The following is a 24,040-nucleotide window of genomic DNA, read 5'->3' as shown; positions in this document are numbered from 1 at the left end:
GCCGGCCCGTCCGGCGGCACCAGCATGAGGGCATGGGGGACGTGCTCGACCTGCTGCGCCAGACGGCGACCTCGCCGTGGGCGTACCTGGTGATCTTCGTGGTCACCGCGATCGACGCGTTCTTCCCGCTGCTGCCCGGCGAGACGGTGGTGATCACCGCCGCGGTCTTCGCGGCGGACGGGGAACCGGCCCTGGTCGCGCTGATCGTGGCCGCCGCGCTCGGCGCGCTCGCCGGCGACCACCTCTCGTACGCCATCGGGCGCGGCGGCGGCGCGCACCGGCTGGCCCGGCTGCCCGCCGACAGCCGGCGACGGGCGAGCTCCGAGTGGGCCCGCCGGGCGGTCGACCGGCGCGGCGGGCTCATCCTGACCACCGCCCGCTACGTCCCGGGCGGCCGGACGGCGGTCACCCTGACCATGGGCGCGGTCCGCTACCCGCTCCGCTGTTTCCTGATGTACGACCTGCTCGCCTGCGCCGCCTGGGCGCTCTACTGCGGGCTGCTCGGCTACTTCGGCGGGCTGACCTTCAAGCAGAACCCGATCGAGGGCCTGCTGCTCGGGGTGGGTCTGTCGCTCGTGGCCACCGGAGTGTTCGAAGCTGTCCGCTGGGCCCGCCGCCGGTCCCGGTCCCGCGCCGCCACCCGCCGCTGAGCCCGCCCCGGCCTCACAGCAGATCGGCATCGTGGACCAGGATGGCGAGCTGCACCCGGTTGCTCGCCCCGAGCTTGGCCAGGGCCCGGCTGACGTACGCCTTGACGGTGCCCTCGCTCATCCCGAGTCGTCGGGCCACGTCGGCGTTCGCGTCTCCCCGAGCCACCTCCCGGACGACCGCCGCCTCCCGGTCGGTCAGCCGGGCGAGCCGCTGCCGGGCGGCCTCCCGCCGGCCCGGGCCACGTTCGGCGAAGGAGTTGATCAGCCGCCGGGTCACCGCCGGGGCGAGCATGGCGTTGCCGGCGGCGACGGTCCGCACGGCTGCGGCGAGTTCCCCCGGCGGCGTGTCCTTCAGCAGAAAGCCGACCGCCCCGGCACGCAGCGCCTCGTGCACGTACTCGTCCAGGTCGAAGGTGGTCAGCATGACGACCTTGGGGCCCTTCGCGACGATCCGCGGCGCAGCCGCCAGCCCGTCGGTGCCGGGCATGCGGACGTCCAGCAGCACCACGTCGGGTCGCAGCCGGATGGCTGCGGCCAGCGCCTCGTCGCCGTCGGCGGCCTCGCCGACCACCGCGATGTCCGGCGCCGCATCGAGGATCAGCCGCAGGCCTGCACGGACCAGTTGCTCGTCGTCAGCGATCAGGGTACGGATCAAGGCCCCACCTCCGTCGGGATGAGCGCCCGAAGCACAAATCCTCCGTCCGCCCCAGGGCCGGCCGCCAACCGCCCGCCGACCAGTTCGACCCGCTCCCGCAGCCCGACCAGACCGAGCCCCGCGCCGGGCAGGGCGGGACCGCGCCGGGCTGAAGGGCCGTTACGGACGCTGACCTCGACCCCGTCGGGCAGGTGGCACAGGCGGACAGTGACCTCGGCATTCGGGGCGTGCTTGCGGGCGTTGGTCAGCCCTTCCTGCACCACCCGGTACGCGGTCCGCGCGACGGCACCCGGCACCGGCCGCGGCGTCCCCTCGTCCTGGCGATGTACCTCGAGGCCAGCTTCACGCGACTCCCCGACCAATTCGTCGATCGCGTCCAGACCGGCGGGCGGGGGCGTGGAGGTTACGCTGAGCGGCGCGCCGTCAGCGGCCGGCGGCGGCTGACGCAGCACGCCGAGCACGTCCCGCAGGTCGGCCAACGCCGAACGGCCGGTGGACCGGATCAGGGCGGCCGCCTCGATCGTGGCGGGCTCGGCTGCGGTCACCTCCAGCGCGCCGGCGTGCACCACCATCAGTGAGACCCGGTGCGCCACCACGTCGTGCATCTCCCGGGCGATCCGGGCCCGCTCCTCGGCCCGGGCCCGGTCGGCTCGCGCCTCCTGCTCGCGTTCCAGCCGCTCGGCGCGGTCCCGCAGGGCGGCCAGGGTGTCCCGCCGCGCCTGGATCCACAGCCCGGCGACCAGCGGGAAGATCACCAGCCAGGCGAAGAGCGCCAGCGCGTTCGCCGGGGTACCGGTGCTCAGCCGGCGTTCCCCGCCAATCGCCGCGCCGATCACCGCCCCCGCCAAGAGGACGAGCGCGGCGCCGAGCACGTAGCCGGCGAGCCGGCGACCGCGCAGGCGCACGCCGGCCCGCCAGGATGCGACGACCGCGGCCGGCCACGCGGCCAGCACGAGCCAGCCGACGGCCGCCATGGTGACCAGCGGCCACCGGCGGGACCCGAGGACGGCGGCGCCCGAGGCCAGCGCGATGCCGAGAGTGAGCACCTGGGGCAGCGGCGAGCGGAGGCCAAGCGCCCCGGTCGCCGAGGCCCAGGTGCCGGCAGCCACCAGCACGGCGAGCAGGAGGGGCGCGTACCGCTCGGCCCGCCGGAGCAGGGCGGCGCGGGAGGTCACCTCGCAAGCCTAGGCGGGCGGCGGGCTGTGGTGGAGTTCCGCGGGGCAGCTCCGGGGAGGGCTGGGTGCCGACCCTGAGAACGCCTCGGGGTATGACGCGACGAAAGTGACCCCCGCCGGCCGACCGACGGCAGATGGCCCGCACGGGCGGCGCGACCAGCATCGGAGCCATGGATTCGGTGCTCGATCTGCTCCACCAGACGATGTCCTCACCCTGGGTCTACCTGGCGCTCTTCGCGATCGCGGTGGTCGACGGCTTCTTCCCGGCGGTGCCGAGTGAAACCGCGGTGATCACCGCCGGGGTCTTCGCCGCGACCGGCCAGCCCGACCTGCCGCTGGTGATCGTGGTGGCCGGCTGCGGCGCGCTCGTCGGGGATCACATCTCGTACGCCATCGGCCGCCACGCCGGTGGGCGGTTGCTGGCGACCGTGCCGGGCCGCGACACCGCATCCGACGCGCCGCACCGTCGTAGGCGGGGTCGCCGGCGGGCAGCGCTGGAGTGGGCCCGGCGCGCCATCGCGGTCCGCGGCGGCCTGCTCCTGATCGTGGCCCGTTACATCCCCGGTGGACGCACCGCCGTCACCCTCACCATGGGGGCGACCCGGTTCTCCCGGCGGCGGTTCCTCGCCTTCGACGCGCTAGCCGCCGCCTCCTGGGGCGTCTACTCGGCGCTCGTCGGCTACCTGGGCGGGCTCGCCTTCGAGCGGGATCCCGTACGCGGCCTGCTGCTCGGGCTGGGGATCGCACTGGCCGTGACCCTGGTCGTGGAGACGGTGCGTTGGGTACGTGGCCGCGGGCGAGTGCCCGCCGACGCGCCGGTCAGTCGGCCGGCGGGTGCCAGGTGACGCCGCGCAGCAGGCGGTCGGCGCCGAGCCAGGCGACGTTCATCATCCGGGTGGCGGTCTTCTCCGGGTCCGCCTCCGGGTGGTCGGCGAGCCAGTCGGCCAGCGACTCGCTCGCCCCGACCAGGGCGTACGCGACCACCTCCAGGTCGGTGCCGCGCACCTCGCGCCCCTTCGCGCGCAGCGCGTGGTCGAGCATGCCGGCGACCACCTCGACCAGCCGGCCGCGCATGGTGGCCACCTCGGCGGCGAACGGCCGCTCGCCGCGGGCCTGCCGGTAGAGCACCGCCCAGCCGTCGCGGTGCGCGCCGACGAAGCCGAAGAAGGCGCGCAGCCCGCGCCAGAGCCGTTCGTCGGCGGGCAGGTCGGGGGCGGCGGCCCCGGCGATGGCCTCCATCAACCGGGTGCCCTCCCGATGCAGGCAGGCGACGAAGAGTTCTTCCTTCGTGCCGAGATACGCGTACACCATCGGCTTGGAGATGCCGGCGTCTTCGGCGATCTCGTCCATGCTGGCCGCGTGAAAACCCCTGCGTGAGAACACCTTGACCGCCGCGTCCAGCATCTGCTGTTCGCGTACGGCCCGGGGCAGGCGCTTGAAGGTCGGGCTGGACACTCTTGCGAGCATACCTACTCGTGCGTAGGGTTACGGCTGAGTAACCAAAGTCGGCCCGCTCCGGAAGGTGCAAACCCCCATGACTGACTTCGACCCGGCCAATTTCGCGAACGTCGGCCCGAAGGAGTTCGCGCAGCTGGTCAAGTCCACCCCTGACGACAAGATCGCCGAGGTCATGTCCGGCGACCTGCGCGGCAAGATCCTCAGCGCGGTCTTCGAGCGGATGCCGAGCCTGTTCCGGGCCGACCGTGCCGGCTCCACCAACGCGGTCATCCACTGGAACGTCACCGGGCGCCCTGACGGCGGCACCGACACCTACGAGATCGTCATCGAGAACGGCACCTGCGCCGTCTCCGACACCCCGCAGCGGGACCCGAAGCTCAGCCTCACCATGGGCCCGGTCGAGTTCCTGAAGATCGTCTCCGGTGGCGGCAACCCGGTCATGATGTTCATGACCGGCAAGCTGAAGGCCAAGGGCGACCTGGGCCTCGCCGCCAACATCGCCAACCTGTTCGACATCCCGAAGGCCTGAAGTGGTGGAGTTCTCGCTCGACCTGAACGAGGAACAGCGGGACCTCCGCGACTGGGTGCACGGCTTCGCGGCCGAGGTTGTGCGCCCGGCCGCGGCCGAGTGGGACGCCCGCGAGGAGACGCCCTGGCCGATCATCCAGGAGGCGGCGAAGGTCGGCCTGTACGGCTTCGAGTTCCTCGCCACCTGCTGGGCCGACCCCACCGGGCTCTCGCTGCCGATCGCCAGCGAGGAACTGTTCTGGGGCGACGCCGGCATCGGGCTGGGCATCTTCGGCACCTCGCTGGCCGTCGCCGCCATCTATGGCGCGGGCACACCCGACCAGCTCGTCGAATGGGTGCCGCAGTGCTTCGGTGACGTCGACCAGCCCGCGGTCGCCGCGTTCTGCACCACCGAGCCGGAGGCCGGCTCCGACGTCGGGTCGATGCGCACCCGGGCCGTCTACCAGGAGGCCACCGACGAGTGGGTGCTGAGCGGGCAGAAGGCGTACGCCACCAACGGCGGGATCGCCGGGGTGCACGTGGTCACCGCCTCGGTCGACCCCGAGCTGGGCTCGCGGGGGCAGGCCGCATTCGTCGTACCGCCGGGCACGCCGGGGCTCAACGCCACCCGCAAGCTGCGCAAGCTCGGGCTGCGCGCGTCCCACACCGCCGACGTCTTCCTCGACGACGTCCGGGTGCCGGGGCGCTGCCTGCTCGGCGGCAAGGAGGCGCTCGACGAGCGGTTGGCCCGGGCCCGCTCCGGGCAGCGCGCCTCCGGCCAGGCGGCGATGCGCACCTTCGAACTGTCCCGCCCGACCGTCGGCGCGCAGGCGCTCGGCGTGGCCCGCGCCGCGTACGAGTACGCCCTCGACTACGCCAAGAACCGGGTCCAGTTCGGCCGCCCGATCATCGAGAACCAGGCGGTCGCGTTCGCGCTCGCCGACATGAAGATGGAGATCGACGCAGCGCGGCTGCTGGTCTGGCGGGCCTCCTGGATGGGCCGCAACAACCGGCCGTTCACCGCGGGCGAGGGCTCGATGTCCAAGCTCAAGGCCGGCGAGGTGGCCGTCTCGGTCACCGAGAAGGCGGTCCAGCTCCTCGGCGGGGCCGGCTTCCTGCGGGACCACCCGGTGGAGCGGTGGTACCGGGACGCCAAGATCTACACCATCTTCGAAGGAACCTCCGAGATCCAGCGCCTGGTCATCTCCCGGGCCATCTCCGGGATGCAGCTCCGCTGATCGCCGGCGCCGGCCCGCGACGACCGACCGCTGTGCCGAGCGGCACGCCGTCGCGGGTCGGGCCGCCGGTCTCCGGCACAGGCGGCCCAGGCGCTCCGGCGGTGATCACCCCGGCTGGGCGCCGCGCCGCCACGGGTACCTGATCGAGAGGAGGGTTGCCGCGTGGACCTGCCGTTCGTCGTCGCCACGCTGACCCGACGCGGGCTGCTCAACCCGGGCCGGCCGATCCGGGTCGCCACCCAACTAGGCGCGCTGCGGAAATGGGGCTGGAGCCTCGCCGGTGAGCTGCGCCAGGCCGCCGCCCGCGACCCCGGGCGCACCGCGATCGTCGACGAGCACGGCGCCACGCTGACGTACCAGGAGCTGCTGGACCGGACGGAACGGCTGGCCCGGTCGATGCGGGCCGGGTTCGGCGTACGGGCCGGCGACCGGATCGGCGTGCTCTGCCGCAACCACCACGGGCTGGTCGAGACGGTCGTCGCGGCGATGCTGCTCGGCGCGGACGCCGTACTGGTGAACACCGGACTCTCCGCGGCGCAGCTCGCCACCGTGGCGGAGGAGCAGGCGCTGCGGGTGCTGGTGCACGACGCCGAGTTCGGCGAGCGCATCCTCGGCCTCCCCGCCGACGTGCACCGGGTCGACGAACGCGCCCGGGACGAACTGATCGCCGGGGCCCTGCCCGGGGAACAGCTCCAGCCGCCGGAGCGGGACGGGCGGACCATCGTCCTCACCTCCGGCACCACCGGCGCGCCCAAGGGCGCCCGCCGGCCCACGCCGAACGGCTTCGGCCCCCTGGTCTCCATCATCGACCGGATCCCGCTGCACGCCCGGGACACCGTGATGATCGCCGCGCCGCTCTTCCACACCTGGGGGTACGCCGCCCTCCAGGTGGCGTTCGCCATGCGCGCCACCATCGTGCTGCACCGCCGCTTCGACCCGGCAGCCACGCTGGCTGCCCTGGTGGCGCAGTCCTGCGACGCACTGTTCGCCGTACCGGTGATGCTGCAACGACTGATGGAGGTGCCGGCGCCGGACCCCCGGCCGCCGCTGAAGGTGGTCGCGGTCAGCGGCTCCGCCCTCCCCGGCGGGCTGGCCACCGCGTTCATGGACCGCTACGGCGATGTCCTGCACAACCTCTACGGCTCGACCGAGGTCTCCTGGGCGTCCATCGCCGGCCCGGCCGACCTGCGTGCGGCGCCCAACAGTGCCGGCCGCCCGCCGCACGGCACCCGGCTGGCGATCCTCGACGACGCCGGCGAGCCGGTCGGGGAGGGGCAGGTCGGGCGGATCTTCGTGGGCAACGAGATGCTCTTCGAGGGCTATACCTCGGGGGCCAGCCGGGAGCGCCGCGACGGCCTGCTGGACACCGGCGACCTGGGCCGGCTCGACGACGGGCTGCTCTTCGTCGACGGGCGGGCCGACGACATGATCGTCTCCGGGGGCGAGAACGTCTTCCCCGCCGAGGTCGAGGACCTGATCGCCCGGCTGCCGCAGGTCCGCGAGGTCGCGGTGATCGGCGTACCGGACGCCGAGTACGGCCAGCGGCTCGCCGCGTTCCTGGCCCTGTACCCCGGCGAAACCCTCGACCCGGAGGCGGTCCGCGAGTACGTGCGGCACTACCTGGCCCGCTACTCGGTGCCCCGGGACGTGGTCTTCGTGAAATACCTGCCGCGCAACGCCACCGGCAAGGTGCTCGCCCGCGAGCTACGCCGCTACTACGGCTGAGTCAAGGGGCCAAAAGGGACCTACTGCCCTGGGAGGGCGGGATGGTACGTTCCATCCGCCGGCGGTCCCCGGCAGGTCCGTTCACTCGTCCGGGAGCTGCCTCCATGGTCCGACTCCGCCGACGCTGGGCACTCGGCCTCCTCCTCGGCGGCGCCTCCGCCACCGCACTCGGCGCCACCGAACCCGTCCTCGGCCGGCGCCGCGCCGGCACCCTCGTCCGCCGCCAGCCCCCGCCCGTCGAGGTGGAGAACCACGCGGCCGGGGAACCCTGGTGGCCGCAGGACGGCCCCCGCGCCGCCGACGACCGGCAGCGCCAGATCCAGGGGTACGCCTCGGCGACCAGCGTCGCCCCCGGGCAGACCGTCGACTTCCACGTCGCCGTCAACCCGGCCGGCCCGTTCCGGATCACCGTCCACCGGCTCGGCTGGTACGACGGCGCCGGCGCCCGCACCATGCTGACCAGTCCCGAGCTGGCCGGGGTGCCGCAACCCGTCCCGCCGGCCGACCCGGCGACCGGCACCATCGCGTGCCGCTGGCCGGTGTCCTGGACCCTGCGGATCCCCGACCACTGGACCTCCGGCCTCTACCAGGCGGTGTTCACCTCGGCCGCGGGCTGGCGCGCCGGCACGCCGTTCGTGGTGCGCGACGACCGGCGCGCCGCCGCGCTCTGCGTGGTGCTGCCGGTGACCACCTGGCAGGCGTACAACCAGTGGCCGACGGACCGGTTGATCGGCAAGAGCCTCTACAACGGCTACACAGCCGGCCGGCGGGACCCGCTGGTCCGGGCCCGGGAGGTCTCGTTCGACCGGCCGTACTCCGACGAGGGCATCCCGATCCACCTCAGCCGGGACCACGACGTCATCCAGTGGCTGGAACGCAACCGGTACGACGTCAGCTACGCGACCAGCTTCGACCTGCACTCCGGTCGGCTCGACCCGACGCGGCACCAGGGCATCGTGTTCGCCGGGCACGACGAGTACTGGTCGGCGGAGATGCGGCGGGCCGCGGAACGGGCGGTCGCGGCCGGCCGGAGCCTGGCCTTCCTCGGCGCCAACAGCGTCTACTGGCACGTCCGGGTCCGGCCGGCCGCCGACGGGCGCGCCGAGCGCGTGGTCGCCTGCGCCAAGACCATGCCCGATCCTGGTCAGGACGGCGCCGGCCCCACTCTCCGGTGGCGCAGCATCCGCCAGCCCGAACAGGCGCTGATCGGCGTGCAATACAACGGCATCGTCGGCGCGCCGCAACCGCTGATCGTCAACTCGGCGAGCCACTGGTTCTGGGCCGGCACGGGGGTGGCCGACGGCGACCGGATCCCCGGGGTGGTCGGCGGCGAGGCCGACGGCCTCAACCCCAGGACGCCCCGCCCGGCCGCCGTCACCGCCACCGTGCTGAGCCGGTCGCCGTACCGGACCCGGGAGGGCGGGCGGCGGGTGCAGAACACGCACCTGTACGAGACGCCGCAGGGCGGTCTCGTCTTCGCCACCGGCACGCTCTGCTGGACCATGGCGCTGAACCGCCCCGGGCACCGCGACGAGCGGATCGAACGGGCCACCGCCAACCTGCTCGACCGGATCGTCGGCCGCGCCCGAACCGCGGCCGAGGCCCGGGCGTCCGAGCCCGCTGCGGGATAGCGAGACCGACCGCCCGGCTCGCCGGGCCGGGCCGTTCGTGCCGCAATCGGCGCCGCGGTTGATCATCGTGCAGGTCGGATCTCATCGAGCCGGCAGTCGACGTCGCCGCCCGTCCCGTCGCCCGAGGGCATACGGTCGGCCGCGCACCACCTTCTGGCGCCTCGGCCGCTCCGCGGGTCGCCGGGTCAGGCGGGGACGGTCACCTGGCCGGCCACCGCCGCGGCAGCGATGTCGGTGCGGTGGTGCGAGCCGGCCAGCTCGATGTCCCGTACCAGGGCGTAGGCGGCATCCCGCGCGGCGGCCAGGTCCGGGCCGGTGGCCGTACCGCAGACGACCCGGCCCCCGGCGGAACGCAGCTTGCCGTCGGCGTCCCGGCGGGTGCCGGCGTGGATGACCCCGGGGCGGTCCGCGCCGGTGATCACGTCGCCGGTACGCGGCGCCGCCGGGTATCCCTCGGCCGCCACCACGACGGTGACCGCCGCCCCGTCCCGCCAGCGCAGCGGCGGGTGCGCGGCCAGCGTGCCGGTGGCGGCGGCGTGCAGCAGCCCGGCGAGCGGCGTCTCCAGCAGGGCGAGGACGACCTGGGTCTCCGGGTCGCCGAAACGGGCGTTGAACTCGATCACACGAGGGCCGGCGGCGGTGATCGCCAGACCCACGTAGAGCAGGCCCGCGAACGGGGTGCCCCGGCGCCGCATCTCGGCCAGCGTCGGGTGCACGACGTCGCGCATCACCTCATCCACCAGGCCGGGCGGCGCCCAGGGCAGCGGCGCGTACGCGCCCATGCCACCGGTGTTCGGGCCGGTGTCGCCGTCGCCGACCCGCTTGAAGTCCTGCGCGGGCAGCAGCGGCAGGGCCGCCTCCCCGTCGGTGACCACGAAGAGGGAGACCTCGGGGCCGGCCAGGTACTCCTCGACCACCACCCGGCCGCAGTCCCGTGCGTGCTCTTCGGCGACCGCCCGGTCGCTGGTCACCACGACACCCTTGCCGGCGGCCAGCCCGTCGTTCTTCACCACGTACGGCGGCCCGAACTCGTCCAGCGCCCTGCCGGTGCTCTCCTGCTCCGTGCAGGTGTACGCCCGCGCGGTCGGCACCTTGGCGGCGGTCATCACGTCCTTGGCGAACGTCTTGGAACCCTCCAGCCGGGCCGCCTCCGCCGACGGACCGAACACGGCGATGCCCTTGGCGCGTACCGCGTCGGCGACGCCGGCCACCAGCGGCGCCTCCGGCCCGATCACCACCAGGTCGGCACCCACCTCGACGGCGAGCGCCGCCACCGCCGCCGGATCGGTCGGAGCAACCTCCCGCAGCTCAGCCACCGCCGCGATCCCAGGATTCCCCGGCGCCGCGATCAGCGCCGTGACGGACGGATCACCGGCCAACCCGAGCGCGAGCGCGTGCTCCCGCCCCCCACCACCCACAAGCAAAACCCGCACAACCCCGCATCCTACTGACCCCGCCTCCCCACCCCGTTGATCATGAGGTTAGCGGCGAGATGGATCTCTGACCGTGCCGCTAATCTCATGATCAACGAAGCGATCCGGGATGGGGGGTGGGTTAGAGGAGGGGGTGGCGGAGGACGTTTTCGTCGCGGCCGGGGCCTACGCCGACGACGCTGACCCGGGTGCCGGTTAGTTCCTCGATGCGCGCGATGTAGCGGCGCGCGTTCTCGGGGAGTTCGTCCTCGGTGCGGGCCTTGGTGATGTCCTCCCACCAGCCGTCGAGCTCTTCGTAGATCGGCGTCGCGTGGTGGAAGTCGGTCTGCGTCATCGGCATGTCGTCGACCCGCTCGCCGTTGATCTGGTAGCCGACGCAGATCGGCACCTTGGGCAGGCCGGTGAGCACGTCCAGCTTGGTGACGACCAGATCGGTGACCCCGTTGAGGCGGCACGCGTACCGGGCCACGACCGCGTCGAACCAGCCGGCCCGGCGCTCCCGGCCGGTGGTGGTGCCGTACTCGTGGCCGATCTTGACAAGGTGCCGGCCGTTGTCGTCGAAGAGCTCGGTCGGGAAGGGTCCCGCGCCCACCCGGGTGGTGTACGCCTTGCTGACCGCGATGACCTTGGTGATCGCGGTGGGCGGGATGCCCGCGCCCACGCACGCCCCACCGGCCGTCGGGTTCGACGAGGTCACGAAGGGGTACGTGCCGTGATCCATGTCGAGCATGGTGGCCTGGGCACCCTCCAGCAGGACCGTCTCGCCCCGGTCCAGCGCGTCCCAGAGCATCGCCCGGGTCTCGGCGATGTACGGCTTGAGCCGCTCGGCGTACCCGAGGTACTCCTCGATCGTCGCGTCGACGTCGATCGCCTTGCGGTTGTAGACCTTGAACAGCACCTGGTTCTTCTCGCGGAGCGCCAGCTCCAGCTTCTTGCGCAGGATGCCGGGGTCGAGCAGGTCCTGGAGCCGGATGCCCATCCGGGCGACCTTGTCCCCGTACGCGGGGCCGATGCCGCGGCCGGTGGTGCCGATCCGGGACGAGCCGAGGTAACGCTCGACCACCCGGTCCAGCGCCCGGTGGTGCGGCATGATCAGGTGCGCGTCGCCGGAGATGCGCAGCCGGGAGACGTCCACGCCCCGCTCGGCGAGACCGTCGATCTCCTCCAGCAGCACCTTCGGGTCGACCACCACGCCGTTGCCGATCACGATCATCGCGCTCGGCGAGAGCGCGCCGGACGGCATGAGGTGCAGCGCGTACTTCTGGCCGTCCGGGGTGATCACCGTGTGCCCGGCGTTGTTGCCGCCGGAGTAGCGCACCACGTAGTCAACCCGCCCACCCAGCAGGTCGGTAACCTTGCCCTTACCCTCGTCGCCCCACTGGGCGCCGAGGAGCACGATCGCTGGCATCTTCTCCGCCTCCAGAAGGCTCGGGTGCCAGGCGGCGACCGGTCAGCGAGCCCGGGGTGTCAGGCTAACAAGAGGTAACGGCGGGACCAGCAGGGGTTCGTCGAGAAGCAGGAGGCTCCTTCGTGTACGACGTGGTGCTGCTCAGCCTCGGCTCGGAGCGGGACGCGCCCGGCGGCGGCTGCGGCAGCGGCGGGGCCTGCTGCGGTGGCGCCGACGAAGCCGGCGGCGCGACGCCCGAGGAGCGCTGCGAGACCCCGCGCGTACCGGTGCTGGCCTGCGCGGACGCGCTGACCGCCCGGGGTGCCCGGGTGGAGACGGTCACCGCCCGCTCGGACGCCGACATCGACCAGGTGCTGGCCCGGCTCGACGGACCGCCGCGGGCGGACGGCCTCACCTGGCCCGATCCGGACGGCAAGACCCGCCTGGTGGTCGCCACGGCCAGTGACGGGCAGTTGCGCGCCGTGCTGCGCCGGCTGGTCCGGCGGTACGCTCCGCCGCCGAGCCGCCGTCCGGCCGACCTGCCCGGCAACCGGACGGTCCCGGACCTGCCGCCGGTCGGCGTACTCCCGCTCGATCCGGCCCGGACCGGGACGGCCCGTGACCTGGCCGCGCAGCTCGGGTTGCCGCGCGACCCGGCGGCGGTGGCCGCCACGGTGCTGGACGGCACCGCCCGCCGGCTCGACCTGCTGCGCAACGACGGCGGCTCGGTGACCCTGGACGGCGCGCTGCTCGGCGCGGCCGACGACGCGGGCCGGCCGCTGCACTGGCGCGGCCGGGTCGAGGTCGACGACGCGATCCTCTCCGACGGCGAGGAAGCGATCATGGCCTGCGCGATCGGCAACGCCGCCGGGTACGCGCGCCTCGACGACGTGACGCTGCTGGCCGGCCCGGACCCGACCGACGGCCGGGTCGAGGTGGCGGTGGCCGTTCCGGTGGTCACCCGCTCCAGGTTGGGCCGCAGGCGGGTACGCCTCGAGGTGCGCCGGGCCCGGGGCCGGGCGGTGGCGGTCGTGCCCCGCGACGAGAAGGTGCCCTTCCTCGACGACGGCGTCGAGGGCGAGCTGAACCGGAAGCGGTCCTGGTGGACCGAGCCGGGCGCCTGGGCGGTCTGGACGTCCTGACCTCCGTCGATCTCGTGCGGCTCCCCGGCTGACCGGACGGCCTATCCTCGGCGGGAGGAAGGGGGAGGAACCGTGGTGCACGAGAACGCCGACCGGGCCCACGTACCGGGCCATCCGCAGGTGCCGGAGCGGGACATCGAACCGCTCTGGCCGCCGGAGCAGACCGACCCGACCACCGCCGTTCCGCCCTGGGCGGCTCCCAGCCAACCAGGCGCGCCCGCCGGGCCCGCCGGGCCCGCCCCGCCCCCGGACGCCGCCGCACCGGCGCCCGGCGTGCCGGTGGACGGCCCGCCCACGGGGCCGGCCCGGGACGCCACGGCCACCGGCGCGGCGACGGACGACGTGACGCGGGCGGGCGGCGCCGGCCACGGGGTGCCCACGCCCCGCCCGGCACAGCCTCCGGTCGACCTGGACCTCCCGTTCACCCTCGACCAACCGGCGGTCGCCCCGAGCAGGTCCACGGGCGCCGATGGCCCGTCGGCCGGCACCCCGGCGGCCGGGTCGGCATCGGCCGGCGCGGGGGCGGGCGGCGGATCCGGCGCCCCGGACCGCTCCTCGAACGGGTCCGGGCAGGCCGACGACCCCCCGGCCGGCACCGGCAGCCGGACGGATTCGCCCTGGGCCCAGCCGCCGCAGCGGTCGACCACCGGGCCGGCCGAGCCGGCCACCGACGCGCCAGGTCCGGACGCCGTGCCGCCCGCCGAGGGGCAGCCGGACGCTCCGCCGTCGCCCCGACTCGGGCCGTTCCCGCCGTCGCCGGGCGTGCCGCTCCCGCAGTCCGCGTACGGGAACGGCACGGGCTATCCGCCGGGGCCGGGCGGGTACGGGCAGCCGGACGGGTCGGCGTACCCGCCGCCACCCGCGGCGGGCGGGCCCGTGTCGCCCACCCCGACACCGGGCTGGTACCCGTCCGCCTGGCCCCAGCAGGGCACCCCGCCGCCGCAGCCCGGCCCGCCGCAGCAGCCGGCGCCCGCCGCGTACCCGGAGCCGGCCTGGACGCCGGAGGGCGGGGCGCCCCCGACCGCCGAGGACTTCGCCCGACGCCGGCAGGCCCGGCCGCTCGATCCGGTGGCCACCATGGGCGTCCGCGCGGTGGTGAACCGGCTCGGCCTGGTCCGGCTCCCACCAGGGCAGCACGAGCAGGAGGTACGGCGCGACATCGAGATGGTCCGCCGCAACTTCGGCGGGCTGCGCCAGGTGACCGTGGTCAACCCGAAGGGCGGCGCCGGCAAGACGGTGGCCATCCTGCTGCTCGCCATGACCTTCGGCCAGAAGCGCGGCGGATACGTGCTGGCCTGGGACAACAACGAGACCCAGGGGACCCTCGGGATGCGGGCCCAGCAGGACTTCCACTCGCGTACGGTGCGGGACATGCTGCGCGACCTGGCCCAGTTCCAGGGCGCGCACGGCCGGGTCGGCGACCTGTCGCAGTACGTCCGCTCGCAGGGCGAGGGGATGTTCGACGTGCTCGCCTCGGACGAGTCGGCGACCGGCGGCGAGATGCTCACGGCGGCGGCGTTCGCCGAGATCCGCGAGGTGGTCAGCCGCTTCTACAAGCTGATCTTCGTGGACACCGGGAACAACGTCCGGGCGCAGAACTGGCAGGCCGCGATGGACGCCACCGACCAACTCGTGGTCACCATGTCGGCGCGGAACGACTCGGCGGAGACCGCCGCGCGGATGCTCGACCACCTGGAGCAGAGCGGCCGGCAGCGGCTGGTCCGGCAGGCGGTGACGGTGGTGTCGATGCCGCCGTCGCGCAAGGAGATCGACCTGCCGGCCATCCAGGGGCACTTCGCCGCCCGGACCCGGGCGGTGCTGCTCGCGCCGTACGAGCGGCTCATCGACACCGGCGAGCCGATCCGGTACGGGCAGCTCTCCTCGGCCACCCGGGACGCCTGGTTGAAGATCGCCGCCGCCGTGGCGGAAGGACTGTAAACAGGCGCGACGGCCGGCCCGACCCGGTGGTCGGACCGGCCGTCGCCGCAGGTCAGAGGGTGGCGAGGGCGTCCGCGGCGGCCGGGTCGCAGTCGCGGAGGAACTGGGCGCAGCGGGCCGCCTCGTCGGCCTCGCCGATCTCGCCGGCGGCCCGGGAGAGCACGTAGAGGCAGCGGAGGAAGCCCCGGTTGGGCTTGTGCGACCACGGCACCGGGCCGTGCCCCTTCCAGCCGGCGCGGCGCAGCTGGTCCAGCCCGCGGTGGTAGCCGGTACGCGCGTAGGCGTAGGCCGGGACGACCTGGCCGGCGGCGAGCGCCCGGGCGGCCAGTGCCGCCCAGGCCGCGCTGTGGGCCGGGAAGCGGGCCGCGACGTCCTGGTACGCCTCGTCGGTGTCCTGCTCGGCGGCGGCGGCCAGCGCGGCGTCGGCCTCCTCGTGCGCGGGCAGGAGGGTGGCCGGTGGCTCAGGCAACAGGTTCTGCATCGCCCCATTCAACCCGCTTCGCGTAGGGGTACGCGAGGGGGTCCGGCGAGCCGGTCAACTGAACGGCTGAGGGGTTCGTCACGCCTGCGGCGGGCCGGCACGTACCCCCGGCCCATGCCACCCGGAGATATTTTCCACTACAACTAAAGATCCGGAGCCTCCCCAGGACCCGGTTATGCAGGAGCCCGGTGGCCTGGCCGCCGGGCTCCTGTCCGTCCGGCCGACGTTTGGCCGGCTTGCCCGGCCGGGGCAGGATGATCTCGTGCCGACCCCACCTCCCGCGGACGTCATCGAGCCGCACGACACCAGCATCGACGAGATCGAGACCCGGGCCGAGTTCGACCGGCGGCTGGCCGAGGGCACCCTCGCCGGGCTGACCGTGCAGGGCCTCCGCCTCGACCTCGACCCGGTCCCCGACCTGCGCGGCGTCGAGGTCGCCGGAACCCTCTTCGTGGGCTGCCGGTTCGCCGGCCGGGAGGTCGGCGCGGACCTGGTCCGGCGCGGCGCCAACGTGGTCCCGCCCTTCTCCGGGCTGCCCTACCCCACCCAGCCGGCCCACCTCTACACCGCCGACGAACTGGCCGCCGGCTTCCCGGACGGCGGCTTCGCCGGGATGTACGACACCCGGGTGTACGCGCACTTCCGGGCGCACGGCGGCGCGCTGCCGGACGTCCGGGAGGCGCTCGGCCAGCGGCTGCATGACCACGGGGTGGACAACGCCCTGGCCGATGCCACCCGGACCTGGCTGGCGGTGCACGGGCCGCAGTCCGTGGTGGGGGTGATGGGCGGGCACGCGGTGCCGCGCGGCAGCGCCGCGTACCGGATGGCGGCGGTGCTGGGCTGGGAGCTGGCGCGGGCCGACCGGCTGGTGGTGACCGGCGGCGGGCCCGGCGTGATGGAGGCGGCGAACCTGGGCGCCTTCCTCGCGGCCTGGCCGGCGGAGGAGCTGACCGCGGCGATCGACCTGCTCGCCACCGCCCCCGACTTCACCGACCACGACCGCTACACCGAGGTCGCGCTCCGGGTCCGGGAGCGGTACGCCGCCGGGCCGACGCTGCCCACGCCCCGTCCCGCCGCGGCCGGCACCGAGTGGGCCCGCTCCGGCGGGCTGGCCATCCCCACCTGGCTATACGGGCACGAGCCGGCGAACCTGTTCGCCGGGCGGATCGCCAAGTACTTCTCCAACGCGATCCGGGAGGACACCATCCTGCGGCTGGCCCGCGGCGGGATCGTCTTCGCGCCCGGTCGGGCCGGGACGGTGCAGGAGGTGTTCCAGGCGGCCACCAAGACCTACTACGGCACCGACGGGGCCAGCGGCGCGTACGTGTTCCTCGACCGGACCTACTGGACCACCGAACTGCCGGTCGAGTCGCTGCTGCGGCCGCTGCTGGCCGCCTCCCCATTCGGCGACCTGTCGTCCACGGTGCACCTCACCGACGACGTGCGGGAGGCGGTCCGGCTGCTCACCGCCGCGTGAGACCCGAACGGCCGGCTCCCGTTGCGGGGAGCCGGCCGCCGTGACGGGCTGGTGGACTACTTGTTCATCGTGGTGCCGGTGGAGCGCAGCGCCTCGCAGGCCTCGACGACCCGGGCGGCCATGCCGGCCTCGGCGGCCTTGCCCCAGACCCGCGGGTCGTACATCTTCTTGTTGCCGACCTCGCCGTCGACCTTGAGCACGCCGTCGTAGTTGCGGAACATGTGGTCCGCCACCGGGCGGGTGAAGCAGTACTGGGTGTCGGTGTCGATGTTCATCTTCACCACGCCGTAGTCCAGCGCCTCGCGGATCTCCGACAGCAGCGAGCCGGAACCGCCGTGGAAGACCAGGCTGAGCGGCTTCTCCTTGCCGTACTTGGCGCCGACCGCCACCTGGATGTGGTTGAGCACCTCGGGGCGGAGCTTGACGTTGCCCGGCTTGTAGACGCCGTGCACGTTGCCGAAGGTCAGCGCCGCCATGTAGCGGCCCTTCTCGCCGAGGCCGAGCGCCTCGACCATGGCCAGGCCGTCCTCGACGGTGGTGTAGAGCTTCTCGTTGATGGCGTTCTCGACGCCGTCCTCCTCGCCGCCGACCACGCCGACCTCGATCTCGAGGACGATCTTGCCCTTGGCGGCCTCGGTGAGCAGCTCCTCGGCGATCTGCAGGTTCTCCGGCACCGGCACGGCCGAGCCGTCCCACATGTGCGACTGGAACAGCGGCTCCTTGCCGCGCTGCACCCGCTCCTGGGAGATCTTCATCAGCGGCCGGACGAACTTGTCCAGCTTGTCCTTCGGGCAGTGGTCGGTGTGCAGGGCGATGTTGACCGGGTAGTGCTTCGCCACCTCGTGGGCGTACTTCGCGAAGGCGACCGCGCCGCTGACCATGTCCTTAACGGACGGGCCGGAGAGGTATTCGGCGCCACCGGTGGAGACCTGGATGATGCCGTCGCTCTCCGCGTCGGCGAAGCCCTTCAGCGCCGCGTTCAGCGTCTGCGACGACGTCACGTTGATGGCCGGGTACGCGTAGTGGCCGGCCTTGGCGCGATCCAGCATCTCCGCGTAAGCCTCGGGGGAAGCGATGGGCATGTCGAACGCTCCTTACTTACCGCTGTCGGCCGTGCAGGCCGCTGTCTTCCTTGGGTGCGCCGGACCGCGCTGTCCACCGCGGGCAGTATCCCGTAGCAGGCGGCGACCGGCACAACCGGCCCGGGAACGGCTCACCGGCGGCCCGGCCGGTCCGGCACCACGACATTGATCAGCCAGCTCACCACGGCCATCACGATCGCTCCCCAGAAGCCGGCCCAGAATCCGTCCACCTGGAACGGCAGCTGCAGCTGCCGGGCGATCCAGCCGGTGAGCAGGAACAGCAGGGCGTTGACCACGAGCGCGAACAGACCGAGCGTGAACAGGTAGAACACGCAGCCGAACACCTTGATGACCGGCTTGAGCACCGCGTTGACCACGCCGAAGATGACCGCCACCACGACCAGGGTGAGCACCGTCTCCGTACCGGTGCGCCCGGTCACCTCCACCCCCGGCACGATCAGCGTGGTGATCCACAGCGCGAACGCGGTGATCACCAGTCGGATCAGAAGGCCCACGCCACCATCCTGGCACCGGAAACCGGGCCCGGAGGGACAATCCGCCGACTCGCCCGGGCGGGGGTCAGGTCGCACCCGCCGCCGGGCCCCGCCCTGCGGTTCGGCCGGCACCGAGCGGGACCCGGAGCCAGCCCGTACGGTGTGGTGGTGACTGTCCGCACCGAGATCCAGGGAGGGACGATGGGTCAGCCCGACGAGGACTTCGCCCCGAGCGACCACCTCGCTCCGGAGGAGCGGGACCTGGAGGCGGAGCCGGCCGACGCGGTCGAGCAGGCGGCGGCGATCAACCCGGAGGACGGCGACATCGAGCCGAACCGCGGCCTGGAGGTCGGCGACTGGGACGCGATGGAACAGGCCCGGGTGGTCACCGCCGACGAGGACGACTACCGCTGACGCCGTTCCCGGCGGCCGGCACACCGGCCCGACGTCGCACCGCGCTCGCGCAGGCGCCGCCCGGCAAACAGGCCGGGCGGCGCCCGGTCAGCGGGTCGGGGTGATCTCGTCCGGGTGCGCCGCCGCCCACTCGGCCAGCCGGTCCTCGCGCAGCGCGGCGAGGAAGGCCGGAGCACTCTCCGGATCCGCACGCAGCCGCGGGTCGCGGCCCTCCGGACCCCTGACCGGAAGGCTGAGCCCGACCGGCTCCATCGCGGCCAGCTCCGGAACCACCCGCAGCAGGTCCAGCACCGATCCGCCGGCCACGGTCAGATCCGGACCGACCTCGGCGACGACGCGGGAGAGCCACACCGGGTTGCGCAGCACGTCCTCCTCCCCGGCGCGCCGGAGGAGGCCGGCCGCGAAGCGCTGGGCGTTGCGGTCACGGTCCAGACCGCCGTCGGGCAGCCCGCGCCGCTGGCGCAGCACGTCGACCGAGGCGGCACCGTCGAGGCGCTGGCAGCCGGCCGGGTAGACCCGGCGGGTGTGGGAGGACGTGATCTGCTGCGGCAGGCAGACCTCCACCCCGCCAAGCGCGTCGGTCACCTTCCGCAGCACTGGGTAGGTCAGCACCGCGCCGGCGTCGACGCGTACGCCGGTCAGGGCGGCGACCGTCCGACGGGTCAGGTCGTAGCCCTTGCTCCGGTCGGCCGGGTCGTAGCCCGCACCGTAGGCGAAGGCGGCGTTGATCTTGTCCCGGTGCAGCCCGGGGATGTCGACCTCCAGGTCGCGCGGGATTGAGATCAGGTACGGCCGGCCACGGTCGGCCGGGATGTGCACGAGCAGCACCGAGTCGGCCCGCGGTGGGCGCTGTGCCGACGTCGAGTCGATGCCGAGCAGCAGCACGTTCAGCGCGCCGGTGGGGGCCGGCGGTGCCGGCTCGCCGAGCAGGGCCGCGGGCGGCGGCTGGCGCGGCACGACCGCCGTGAAGCCGGCCAGAGCGGCGGCCGCCACCGCCAGCGCGGTGCCGCCGAGGCGGAGGCGGAATCGGCGTCGCCGGCGGCGGACCACGGCCCGGTCGATGGCGGCCCGGACCGGGCCGGCGGGCGGGGCCAGCGACTCGTGCCGCGCGAAGGCGGCTCGCAGGTCGTCCTCGATCATGAGCAGACCTCCACGTACTCGGCTCGGAGGGTGGCCAGCGCGCGGGAGATGCAGGACCGGACGGTCCCGACGGCGCAGCCGAGGATCTCGGCGATCTCCGCGTCGGGCAGGTCCTCGTAGTACCGGAGCACCAGCGTGGCGCGCTGCCGTCGGGGCAGCCGGGACAGCCAGGACCAGACCTGGTCGCGATCCACCGCGGCCTGCGCGTGGTCGGTCGGCGCCGGCACCGCCGCGTCCGGTTCGCCGCGCAGCAGCACCCGGCGAGCCCACGAGCCGCGCCGCCAGTCGACGTACTGGTTGGTGAGCATCCGGCGGACGTACCGCTCCGGGGAGTCGCTACGGGCCACCCGCCGCCAGTTCAGGTGGACCCGCACCATGGTGTCCTGCACCAGGTCCTGCGCCTGGTGCGGATCGCCGGTCAGCATGACCGCGTACCGCAGCAGGGCATCCAGCCGCGCGTCGGCGAACTCCTCGTACGTCATCTGCACCTCCCGGTGTCCCGACTCATTGACGGACCCGGGGCGGCCGAAGATTGCACACCCGGGCGATCAACCTTTCGGTCGGTTCGGCAGGCCAACCAGCCAGTCAGGGCAGCGGCGCGACTTAAAGATTCTTTAAGCTCCACCGACTCCGCCTGAAATTCCCACGGGAGGAACCCCCCCACATGCTCAGCAACTCCACTCGGCGCTGGCTCGCCGGGTTGGGCGTCGCAGGCGCGTTCGTCGCCGCCTCCGCCACCCCCGCCGCAGCCGCCCCGGCCTCGGACGACATGCTGCTCTACGCGAACAACGCCCTGGTCGCTCCAGGCGGTGAGGCCCGGAACGTCGCCCTGTTCGCCTACGCCGAGGCCCTGCCCAAGAACCTGACCCTCACCATCGACCGCACCGCTGTCCAGGGCTTCGCCTCGGTCACCCTGACCGACGACCTGAAGAACTGCACCGAGAGCGGCGCTGTCATCACCTGTGCCTTCAAGGACAAGGACCTCGTCGACTACGTCGTCGACCTGACTGTCCAGGCCAAGGAGAAGGCCGAGGTCGGCGCGAAGGGCGACATCGTACTGAGCCTGGCCGGCGACGGCCGGAAGGCAACCACCCACTCCACCGTCGAGATCGGCGAGGGCGTCGACCTCGCGGCCGGGGCCGACATCACCGCGGCGGGTGCTCCGGGCGCCACCATCACGGCTCCGATCATGGTCGCGAACGTCGGCGACACGACCACCCACGGCGCAGTGCTCCTGCTGGCCACCATGGAGGCACTTGCCCCCACCCAGCGCTACAGCAACTGCTCCTACCTCGACGGCTTCGGGTCGCACTTCGCCCAGTGCACCTTCGACGAGGACATCGCCCCCGGTGCCGGGATGCGGCTGGACAGCACGTCCGGGCTGCGGATCGCCCCGGACGCCTGGGCCCCGGGCGAGCTGTTCGGCTTCGCGTCGTGGTACGCCAAGGGCGACTGGGAGGACATCGAGACCGAGCTCAAGGAGCTGGACGGCTGGCAGCAGGGCACCGGTGCGCCGCTGAAGCTGGCCCCCGCGACGAAGGCGCAGCTGCAGCCGCTGCGGCAGACCGACAAGGACACCACCAACAACGGCGCCGGCATCGAGGTGAAGGTGACCGGCGAGCAGCGGGCCGACGTAGCCGCGATCGGCGCTGAGCTGCCGGGCACCAAGGGCAAGACGGTCCGGGCCAAGGTCGGCTTCGTGAACAACGGCCCGGCCATGACCAACTCGTACTCGCCGGGCGGGGAGATCGTGACCGTTGCACAGGTCTCCATCCCCGCTGGCGCCACCGTCGTGACCGCACCGGACGGGTGCGCCACCGACATCGAGGGCGGCCCGGCCGAGGCGGGTGCCAAGGTCTACTTCTGTGAGTGGTTCGAAACCCTGCACAAGGGCGACCAGGCCCTCTTCGAGTTCGGCCTGCGGATCGACAAGGTCGACGCCGCGCCGGGCTCGGTGAAGCTGATCCACTTCGACCTGGAGAGCGACGGCCCGGTGGCTGACCTCAACCCGCGCAACGACACCGCGGCCCTGGTCATCAAGGGCGACGGTGGCCAGGGCGGCGGTGACGGCGGCACCCTGCCGATCACCGGCAGTTCCACCGGCCTGATCGCCGGCATCGGCGCCCTGATCCTCGCGGCCGGCGCGGGTGGCTACGTCATGGCCCGCCGCCGCAAGACCCGCTTCGTCGCCTGATCCGGACACCTCAGTAGGACGAAGGTGCCTCGCCGGCCCAAGGCCGGCGGGGCACCGCTACATCCATCCCTCGAGAGGATCCCGCACATGCTCAGCAACCCCACCCGGCGCTGGCTGGCCGGGCTCGGCGTCGCAGGCGCGCTGATCGCCGCCTCCGCCGTCCCCGCCGTCGCGGCCCCCGGGGTCCCACTGTCGGACCGACAGGCCACCGAGTTCGGGCTGTACGCGAACAACGTCATCGTCGCTTCGGACGGATCCATGAAATGGGTGCGGCTCGACTCGCTGGCAACCGAGCCGTTGACGAGCTACACGGTAAAGGTGGACCGCAGCGCGGTCCAAAGCTTCGCCCATGTGCAGTCAGGTGGGTTCAACAACGGCGTCTGCCGGGAGGACGGCCCGATCCTGAGCTGCACGGTCGAGGACGACGACGAGCGCGACAGCAGACTGCTCGTGCTGCCCGTGTTCGCCAAGGACACGGCCAAGCTCGGGCAGCACGGTGACCTCACCTTCACCGTCTCCACCCCCTACGCGGGCACCCAGACCTTCCGCTCCACGGTCATCGTCGGCGAGGGTGTCGACCTGGCCGCCGGGCCCACGATGGAGATGAAGGGCGCGCCCGGCGAGACGGTCCGGGCCCCGATCAGGGTTTTCAACGTGGGTAGGACGACCGCGGACGGAGTCGTCCTCTTCTTCTACGGCCCCGCCCACTTCATCCCCTCGGAGCACTACGAGAACTGCGAGTACTCCGTCACGCGCTTCAAGGACCACGCCTTCGCCTGCACCTTCGACGACCCGCTCGCGCCGGGCGTGAGTGCCGTCGTCGACTCGTCGTTCGGCTTCACCATTCCGTCCGACGCCTGGGCGCCGAACGCGCAGGAGGCCAGCCACCGCTGGCTGACCCGGGCCGAGTGGCAGGACTTCCGGGACGAGCCAAGCGTCTTCGGCCAATTCCAGAAGGGCACCGGACCGACGCTGAAGCTGGCGACGCCGGCCAGGGCCCAGTCGACGCCGCAGACCAATACCAACCCGGACAACGGCGCCAACATGTGGCTCGTGGTGACCGGTGACCAGAAGGCAGACGTGGTCGCCGACGGCGCCAGCGTCACCGGCACGGTCGGCCGCACCGTCCCGGTCACGGTCGGCTGGACCGACAACGGGCCGGCGGCCGCCACCGCCACGGCGCTGGTGGAAATCCCGGCCGGTGCCTACGCGGCGAAGGTGCCGGACCGGTGCGTGCCCAGGGGCTACAACGGCGACCTCGACCGTAAGCCGGTCAACATGCCCGGCTTCCCGGCGTACGTCTGCCAGGACTCGACCATCTTGCACAAGGGCGACAAGGTGACGCTCGAGTTCGCGCTCCGCATCGACAAGGCGGGTCCGCTAACCGGTGTGATCGCGGTGAACCCCGGCCCCGGCGAGACCGATCTCAACCCGGCCAACGACACCGCCAAGATCCTGGTCAACGCCCCCGGCGGTGGCGACAACCCAGGCGATGGCGACAACAGCCCGGGCAGCGGCGGCGGTAACGGCGGTGGGGAGGGCGGTGACGGGGGCTCCCTGCCGATTACCGGTAGCTCCACCGGCCTGATCGCCGGCATCGGTGCCCTGCTGCTGGTCGCCGGGCTGGGCGGCTACCTGGTGGCCCGTCGCCGCAAGACCCGCTTCGTCGCCTGACCAGAGGCACCCAACGAAAGGTGCCCCCGCCGACCCCCGGTCGGCGGGGCACCTTGCATTTCCGGGTCACCCCGGCAGACGTACCCCACCAGCGGCAGCAGCATTGAACCGCACGGACGCCGGACGACCACCAACGGGTTTCCGG

General features: G+C 73.3%; 22 protein-coding genes. 12 read left to right on the top strand and 10 right to left on the bottom strand.

The annotated features are described in order from the left end of the window. The first annotated feature begins 32 nt into the window (after positions 1-32). Complete coding sequence (locus tag ABZ783_RS04975; protein ID WP_357434578.1) at positions 33-650, top strand: DedA family protein; 618 nt, start codon at positions 33-35, stop codon at positions 648-650. A gap of 13 nt (positions 651-663) precedes the next feature. On the opposite strand, the gene ABZ783_RS04970 is transcribed toward ABZ783_RS04975, so the two are convergent. Together ABZ783_RS04970 and ABZ783_RS04965 are read right to left on the bottom strand one after the other, a co-directional pair. Beyond that, the gene (locus ABZ783_RS04970) at positions 664-1,305 is read right to left on the bottom strand and encodes a response regulator transcription factor (RefSeq protein WP_357434577.1); all 642 of its coding nucleotides are present in this window, start codon (positions 1,303-1,305) and stop codon (positions 664-666) included. After that, the gene (locus tag ABZ783_RS04965) at positions 1,302-2,480 is read right to left on the bottom strand and encodes a histidine kinase (protein ID WP_357434576.1); all 1,179 of its coding nucleotides are present in this window, start codon (positions 2,478-2,480) and stop codon (positions 1,302-1,304) included. Before ABZ783_RS04965 ends, ABZ783_RS04970 begins: the two co-directional genes overlap by 4 nt. A 170-nt stretch (positions 2,481-2,650) precedes the next feature. Here ABZ783_RS04965 and ABZ783_RS04960 point away from each other — a divergent pair, with 170 nt between their 5' ends. After that, positions 2,651-3,325 (top strand): DedA family protein, encoded by a 675-nt coding sequence (locus ABZ783_RS04960; RefSeq protein WP_357434575.1) that lies wholly within the window; start codon positions 2,651-2,653, stop codon positions 3,323-3,325. Here ABZ783_RS04960 and ABZ783_RS04955 read toward each other — a convergent pair. Beyond that, complete coding sequence (locus ABZ783_RS04955) at positions 3,300-3,947, bottom strand: TetR/AcrR family transcriptional regulator (protein WP_357434574.1); 648 nt, start codon at positions 3,945-3,947, stop codon at positions 3,300-3,302. The two genes, ABZ783_RS04960 and ABZ783_RS04955, sit on opposite strands and share 26 nt — an antisense overlap. Positions 3,948-4,014: 67 nt before the next feature. On the opposite strand from ABZ783_RS04955, the gene ABZ783_RS04950 reads away from it, so the two are divergent. The 4 genes from ABZ783_RS04950 (at position 4,015) to ABZ783_RS04935 (ending at position 9,039) form a co-directional block, all read left to right on the top strand. After that, a complete protein-coding gene (locus tag ABZ783_RS04950; RefSeq protein ID WP_357434573.1) occupies positions 4,015-4,467 on the top strand; it encodes an SCP2 sterol-binding domain-containing protein in 453 nt (150 codons plus the stop codon). Between the two features lies 1 nt (position 4,468). Next, a complete protein-coding gene (locus ABZ783_RS04945; RefSeq protein ID WP_357434572.1) occupies positions 4,469-5,683 on the top strand; it encodes an acyl-CoA dehydrogenase family protein in 1,215 nt (404 codons plus the stop codon). A 162-nt stretch (positions 5,684-5,845) separates the two neighbouring features. After that, the gene (locus ABZ783_RS04940) at positions 5,846-7,408 is read left to right on the top strand and encodes an AMP-binding protein (RefSeq protein WP_357434571.1); all 1,563 of its coding nucleotides are present in this window, start codon (positions 5,846-5,848) and stop codon (positions 7,406-7,408) included. A gap of 104 nt (positions 7,409-7,512) precedes the next feature. Continuing rightward, entirely contained in the window at positions 7,513-9,039 is a 1,527-nt protein-coding gene (locus tag ABZ783_RS04935; RefSeq protein WP_357434570.1) for a N,N-dimethylformamidase beta subunit family domain-containing protein, read from the top strand. Between the two features lie 185 nt (positions 9,040-9,224). Here the strand turns inward: ABZ783_RS04935 and purD are convergent, their stop codons facing one another. Both purD and ABZ783_RS04925 read right to left on the bottom strand, forming a co-directional pair. Next, entirely contained in the window at positions 9,225-10,472 is a 1,248-nt protein-coding gene (purD, locus tag ABZ783_RS04930; protein ID WP_357434569.1) for a phosphoribosylamine--glycine ligase, read from the bottom strand. Positions 10,473-10,593: 121 nt separating this feature from the next. Further along, a complete protein-coding gene (locus ABZ783_RS04925) occupies positions 10,594-11,880 on the bottom strand; it encodes an adenylosuccinate synthase (protein ID WP_073835025.1) in 1,287 nt (428 codons plus the stop codon). 122 nt (positions 11,881-12,002) lie between these two features. Here ABZ783_RS04925 and ABZ783_RS04920 point away from each other — a divergent pair, with 122 nt between their 5' ends. Together ABZ783_RS04920 and ABZ783_RS04915 are read left to right on the top strand one after the other, a co-directional pair. Further along, positions 12,003-13,001 carry a diacylglycerol kinase family protein gene (locus ABZ783_RS04920; protein ID WP_357434568.1) on the top strand — a complete coding sequence of 333 codons (999 nt, stop codon included), beginning with the start codon at positions 12,003-12,005 and terminating at the stop codon, positions 12,999-13,001. A 72-nt stretch (positions 13,002-13,073) separates the two neighbouring features. Further along, on the top strand, positions 13,074-14,939 hold the full coding sequence (locus ABZ783_RS04915) for a chromosome partitioning protein (RefSeq protein ID WP_357434567.1): 1,866 nt from the start codon (positions 13,074-13,076) through the stop codon (positions 14,937-14,939). A 52-nt stretch (positions 14,940-14,991) separates the two neighbouring features. On the opposite strand, the gene ABZ783_RS04910 is transcribed toward ABZ783_RS04915, so the two are convergent. Further along, complete coding sequence (locus tag ABZ783_RS04910; RefSeq protein ID WP_357434566.1) at positions 14,992-15,420, bottom strand: DUF3151 domain-containing protein; 429 nt, start codon at positions 15,418-15,420, stop codon at positions 14,992-14,994. Between the two features lie 262 nt (positions 15,421-15,682). On the opposite strand from ABZ783_RS04910, the gene ABZ783_RS04905 reads away from it, so the two are divergent. Beyond that, the gene (locus ABZ783_RS04905; protein WP_357434565.1) at positions 15,683-16,897 is read left to right on the top strand and encodes a hypothetical protein; all 1,215 of its coding nucleotides are present in this window, start codon (positions 15,683-15,685) and stop codon (positions 16,895-16,897) included. Between the two features lie 56 nt (positions 16,898-16,953). On the opposite strand, the gene fbaA is transcribed toward ABZ783_RS04905, so the two are convergent. Together fbaA and ABZ783_RS04895 are read right to left on the bottom strand one after the other, a co-directional pair. After that, positions 16,954-17,979: a class II fructose-bisphosphate aldolase gene (gene fbaA / locus ABZ783_RS04900; protein ID WP_073835029.1), complete on the bottom strand. Its 1,026-nt coding sequence runs from the start codon at positions 17,977-17,979 to the stop codon at positions 16,954-16,956. A 131-nt stretch (positions 17,980-18,110) separates the two neighbouring features. Further along, the gene (locus ABZ783_RS04895) at positions 18,111-18,494 is read right to left on the bottom strand and encodes a phage holin family protein (protein WP_357434564.1); all 384 of its coding nucleotides are present in this window, start codon (positions 18,492-18,494) and stop codon (positions 18,111-18,113) included. A 180-nt stretch (positions 18,495-18,674) separates the two neighbouring features. Here ABZ783_RS04895 and ABZ783_RS04890 point away from each other — a divergent pair, with 180 nt between their 5' ends. Continuing rightward, positions 18,675-18,887, top strand: a complete 213-nt coding sequence (locus tag ABZ783_RS04890) for a hypothetical protein (protein WP_357434775.1) — start codon at positions 18,675-18,677, stop codon at positions 18,885-18,887. A gap of 87 nt (positions 18,888-18,974) precedes the next feature. On the opposite strand, the gene ABZ783_RS04885 is transcribed toward ABZ783_RS04890, so the two are convergent. Continuing rightward, the gene (locus ABZ783_RS04885) at positions 18,975-20,027 is read right to left on the bottom strand and encodes an LCP family protein (protein ID WP_357434563.1); all 1,053 of its coding nucleotides are present in this window, start codon (positions 20,025-20,027) and stop codon (positions 18,975-18,977) included. Then, entirely contained in the window at positions 20,024-20,509 is a 486-nt protein-coding gene (locus ABZ783_RS04880; protein WP_357434562.1) for a SigE family RNA polymerase sigma factor, read from the bottom strand. Before ABZ783_RS04880 ends, ABZ783_RS04885 begins: the two co-directional genes overlap by 4 nt. Before the next feature lie 182 nt (positions 20,510-20,691). Here ABZ783_RS04880 and ABZ783_RS04875 point away from each other — a divergent pair, with 182 nt between their 5' ends. Both ABZ783_RS04875 and ABZ783_RS04870 read left to right on the top strand, forming a co-directional pair. After that, entirely contained in the window at positions 20,692-22,221 is a 1,530-nt protein-coding gene (locus tag ABZ783_RS04875) for an LPXTG cell wall anchor domain-containing protein (protein WP_357434561.1), read from the top strand. Positions 22,222-22,308: 87 nt separating this feature from the next. Further along, entirely contained in the window at positions 22,309-23,895 is a 1,587-nt protein-coding gene (locus ABZ783_RS04870) for an LPXTG cell wall anchor domain-containing protein (protein ID WP_357434560.1), read from the top strand. Positions 23,896-24,040 lie beyond the last annotated feature (145 nt).

The sequence above is a fragment of the Micromonospora sp. NPDC047738 genome (assembly GCF_040642675.1).
GTDB lineage: Bacteria > Actinomycetota > Actinomycetes > Mycobacteriales > Micromonosporaceae > Micromonospora.
The sequence above is the reverse complement of the archived record's forward strand: the minus strand, read 5'-3'. Positions and strand labels throughout refer to the sequence as shown.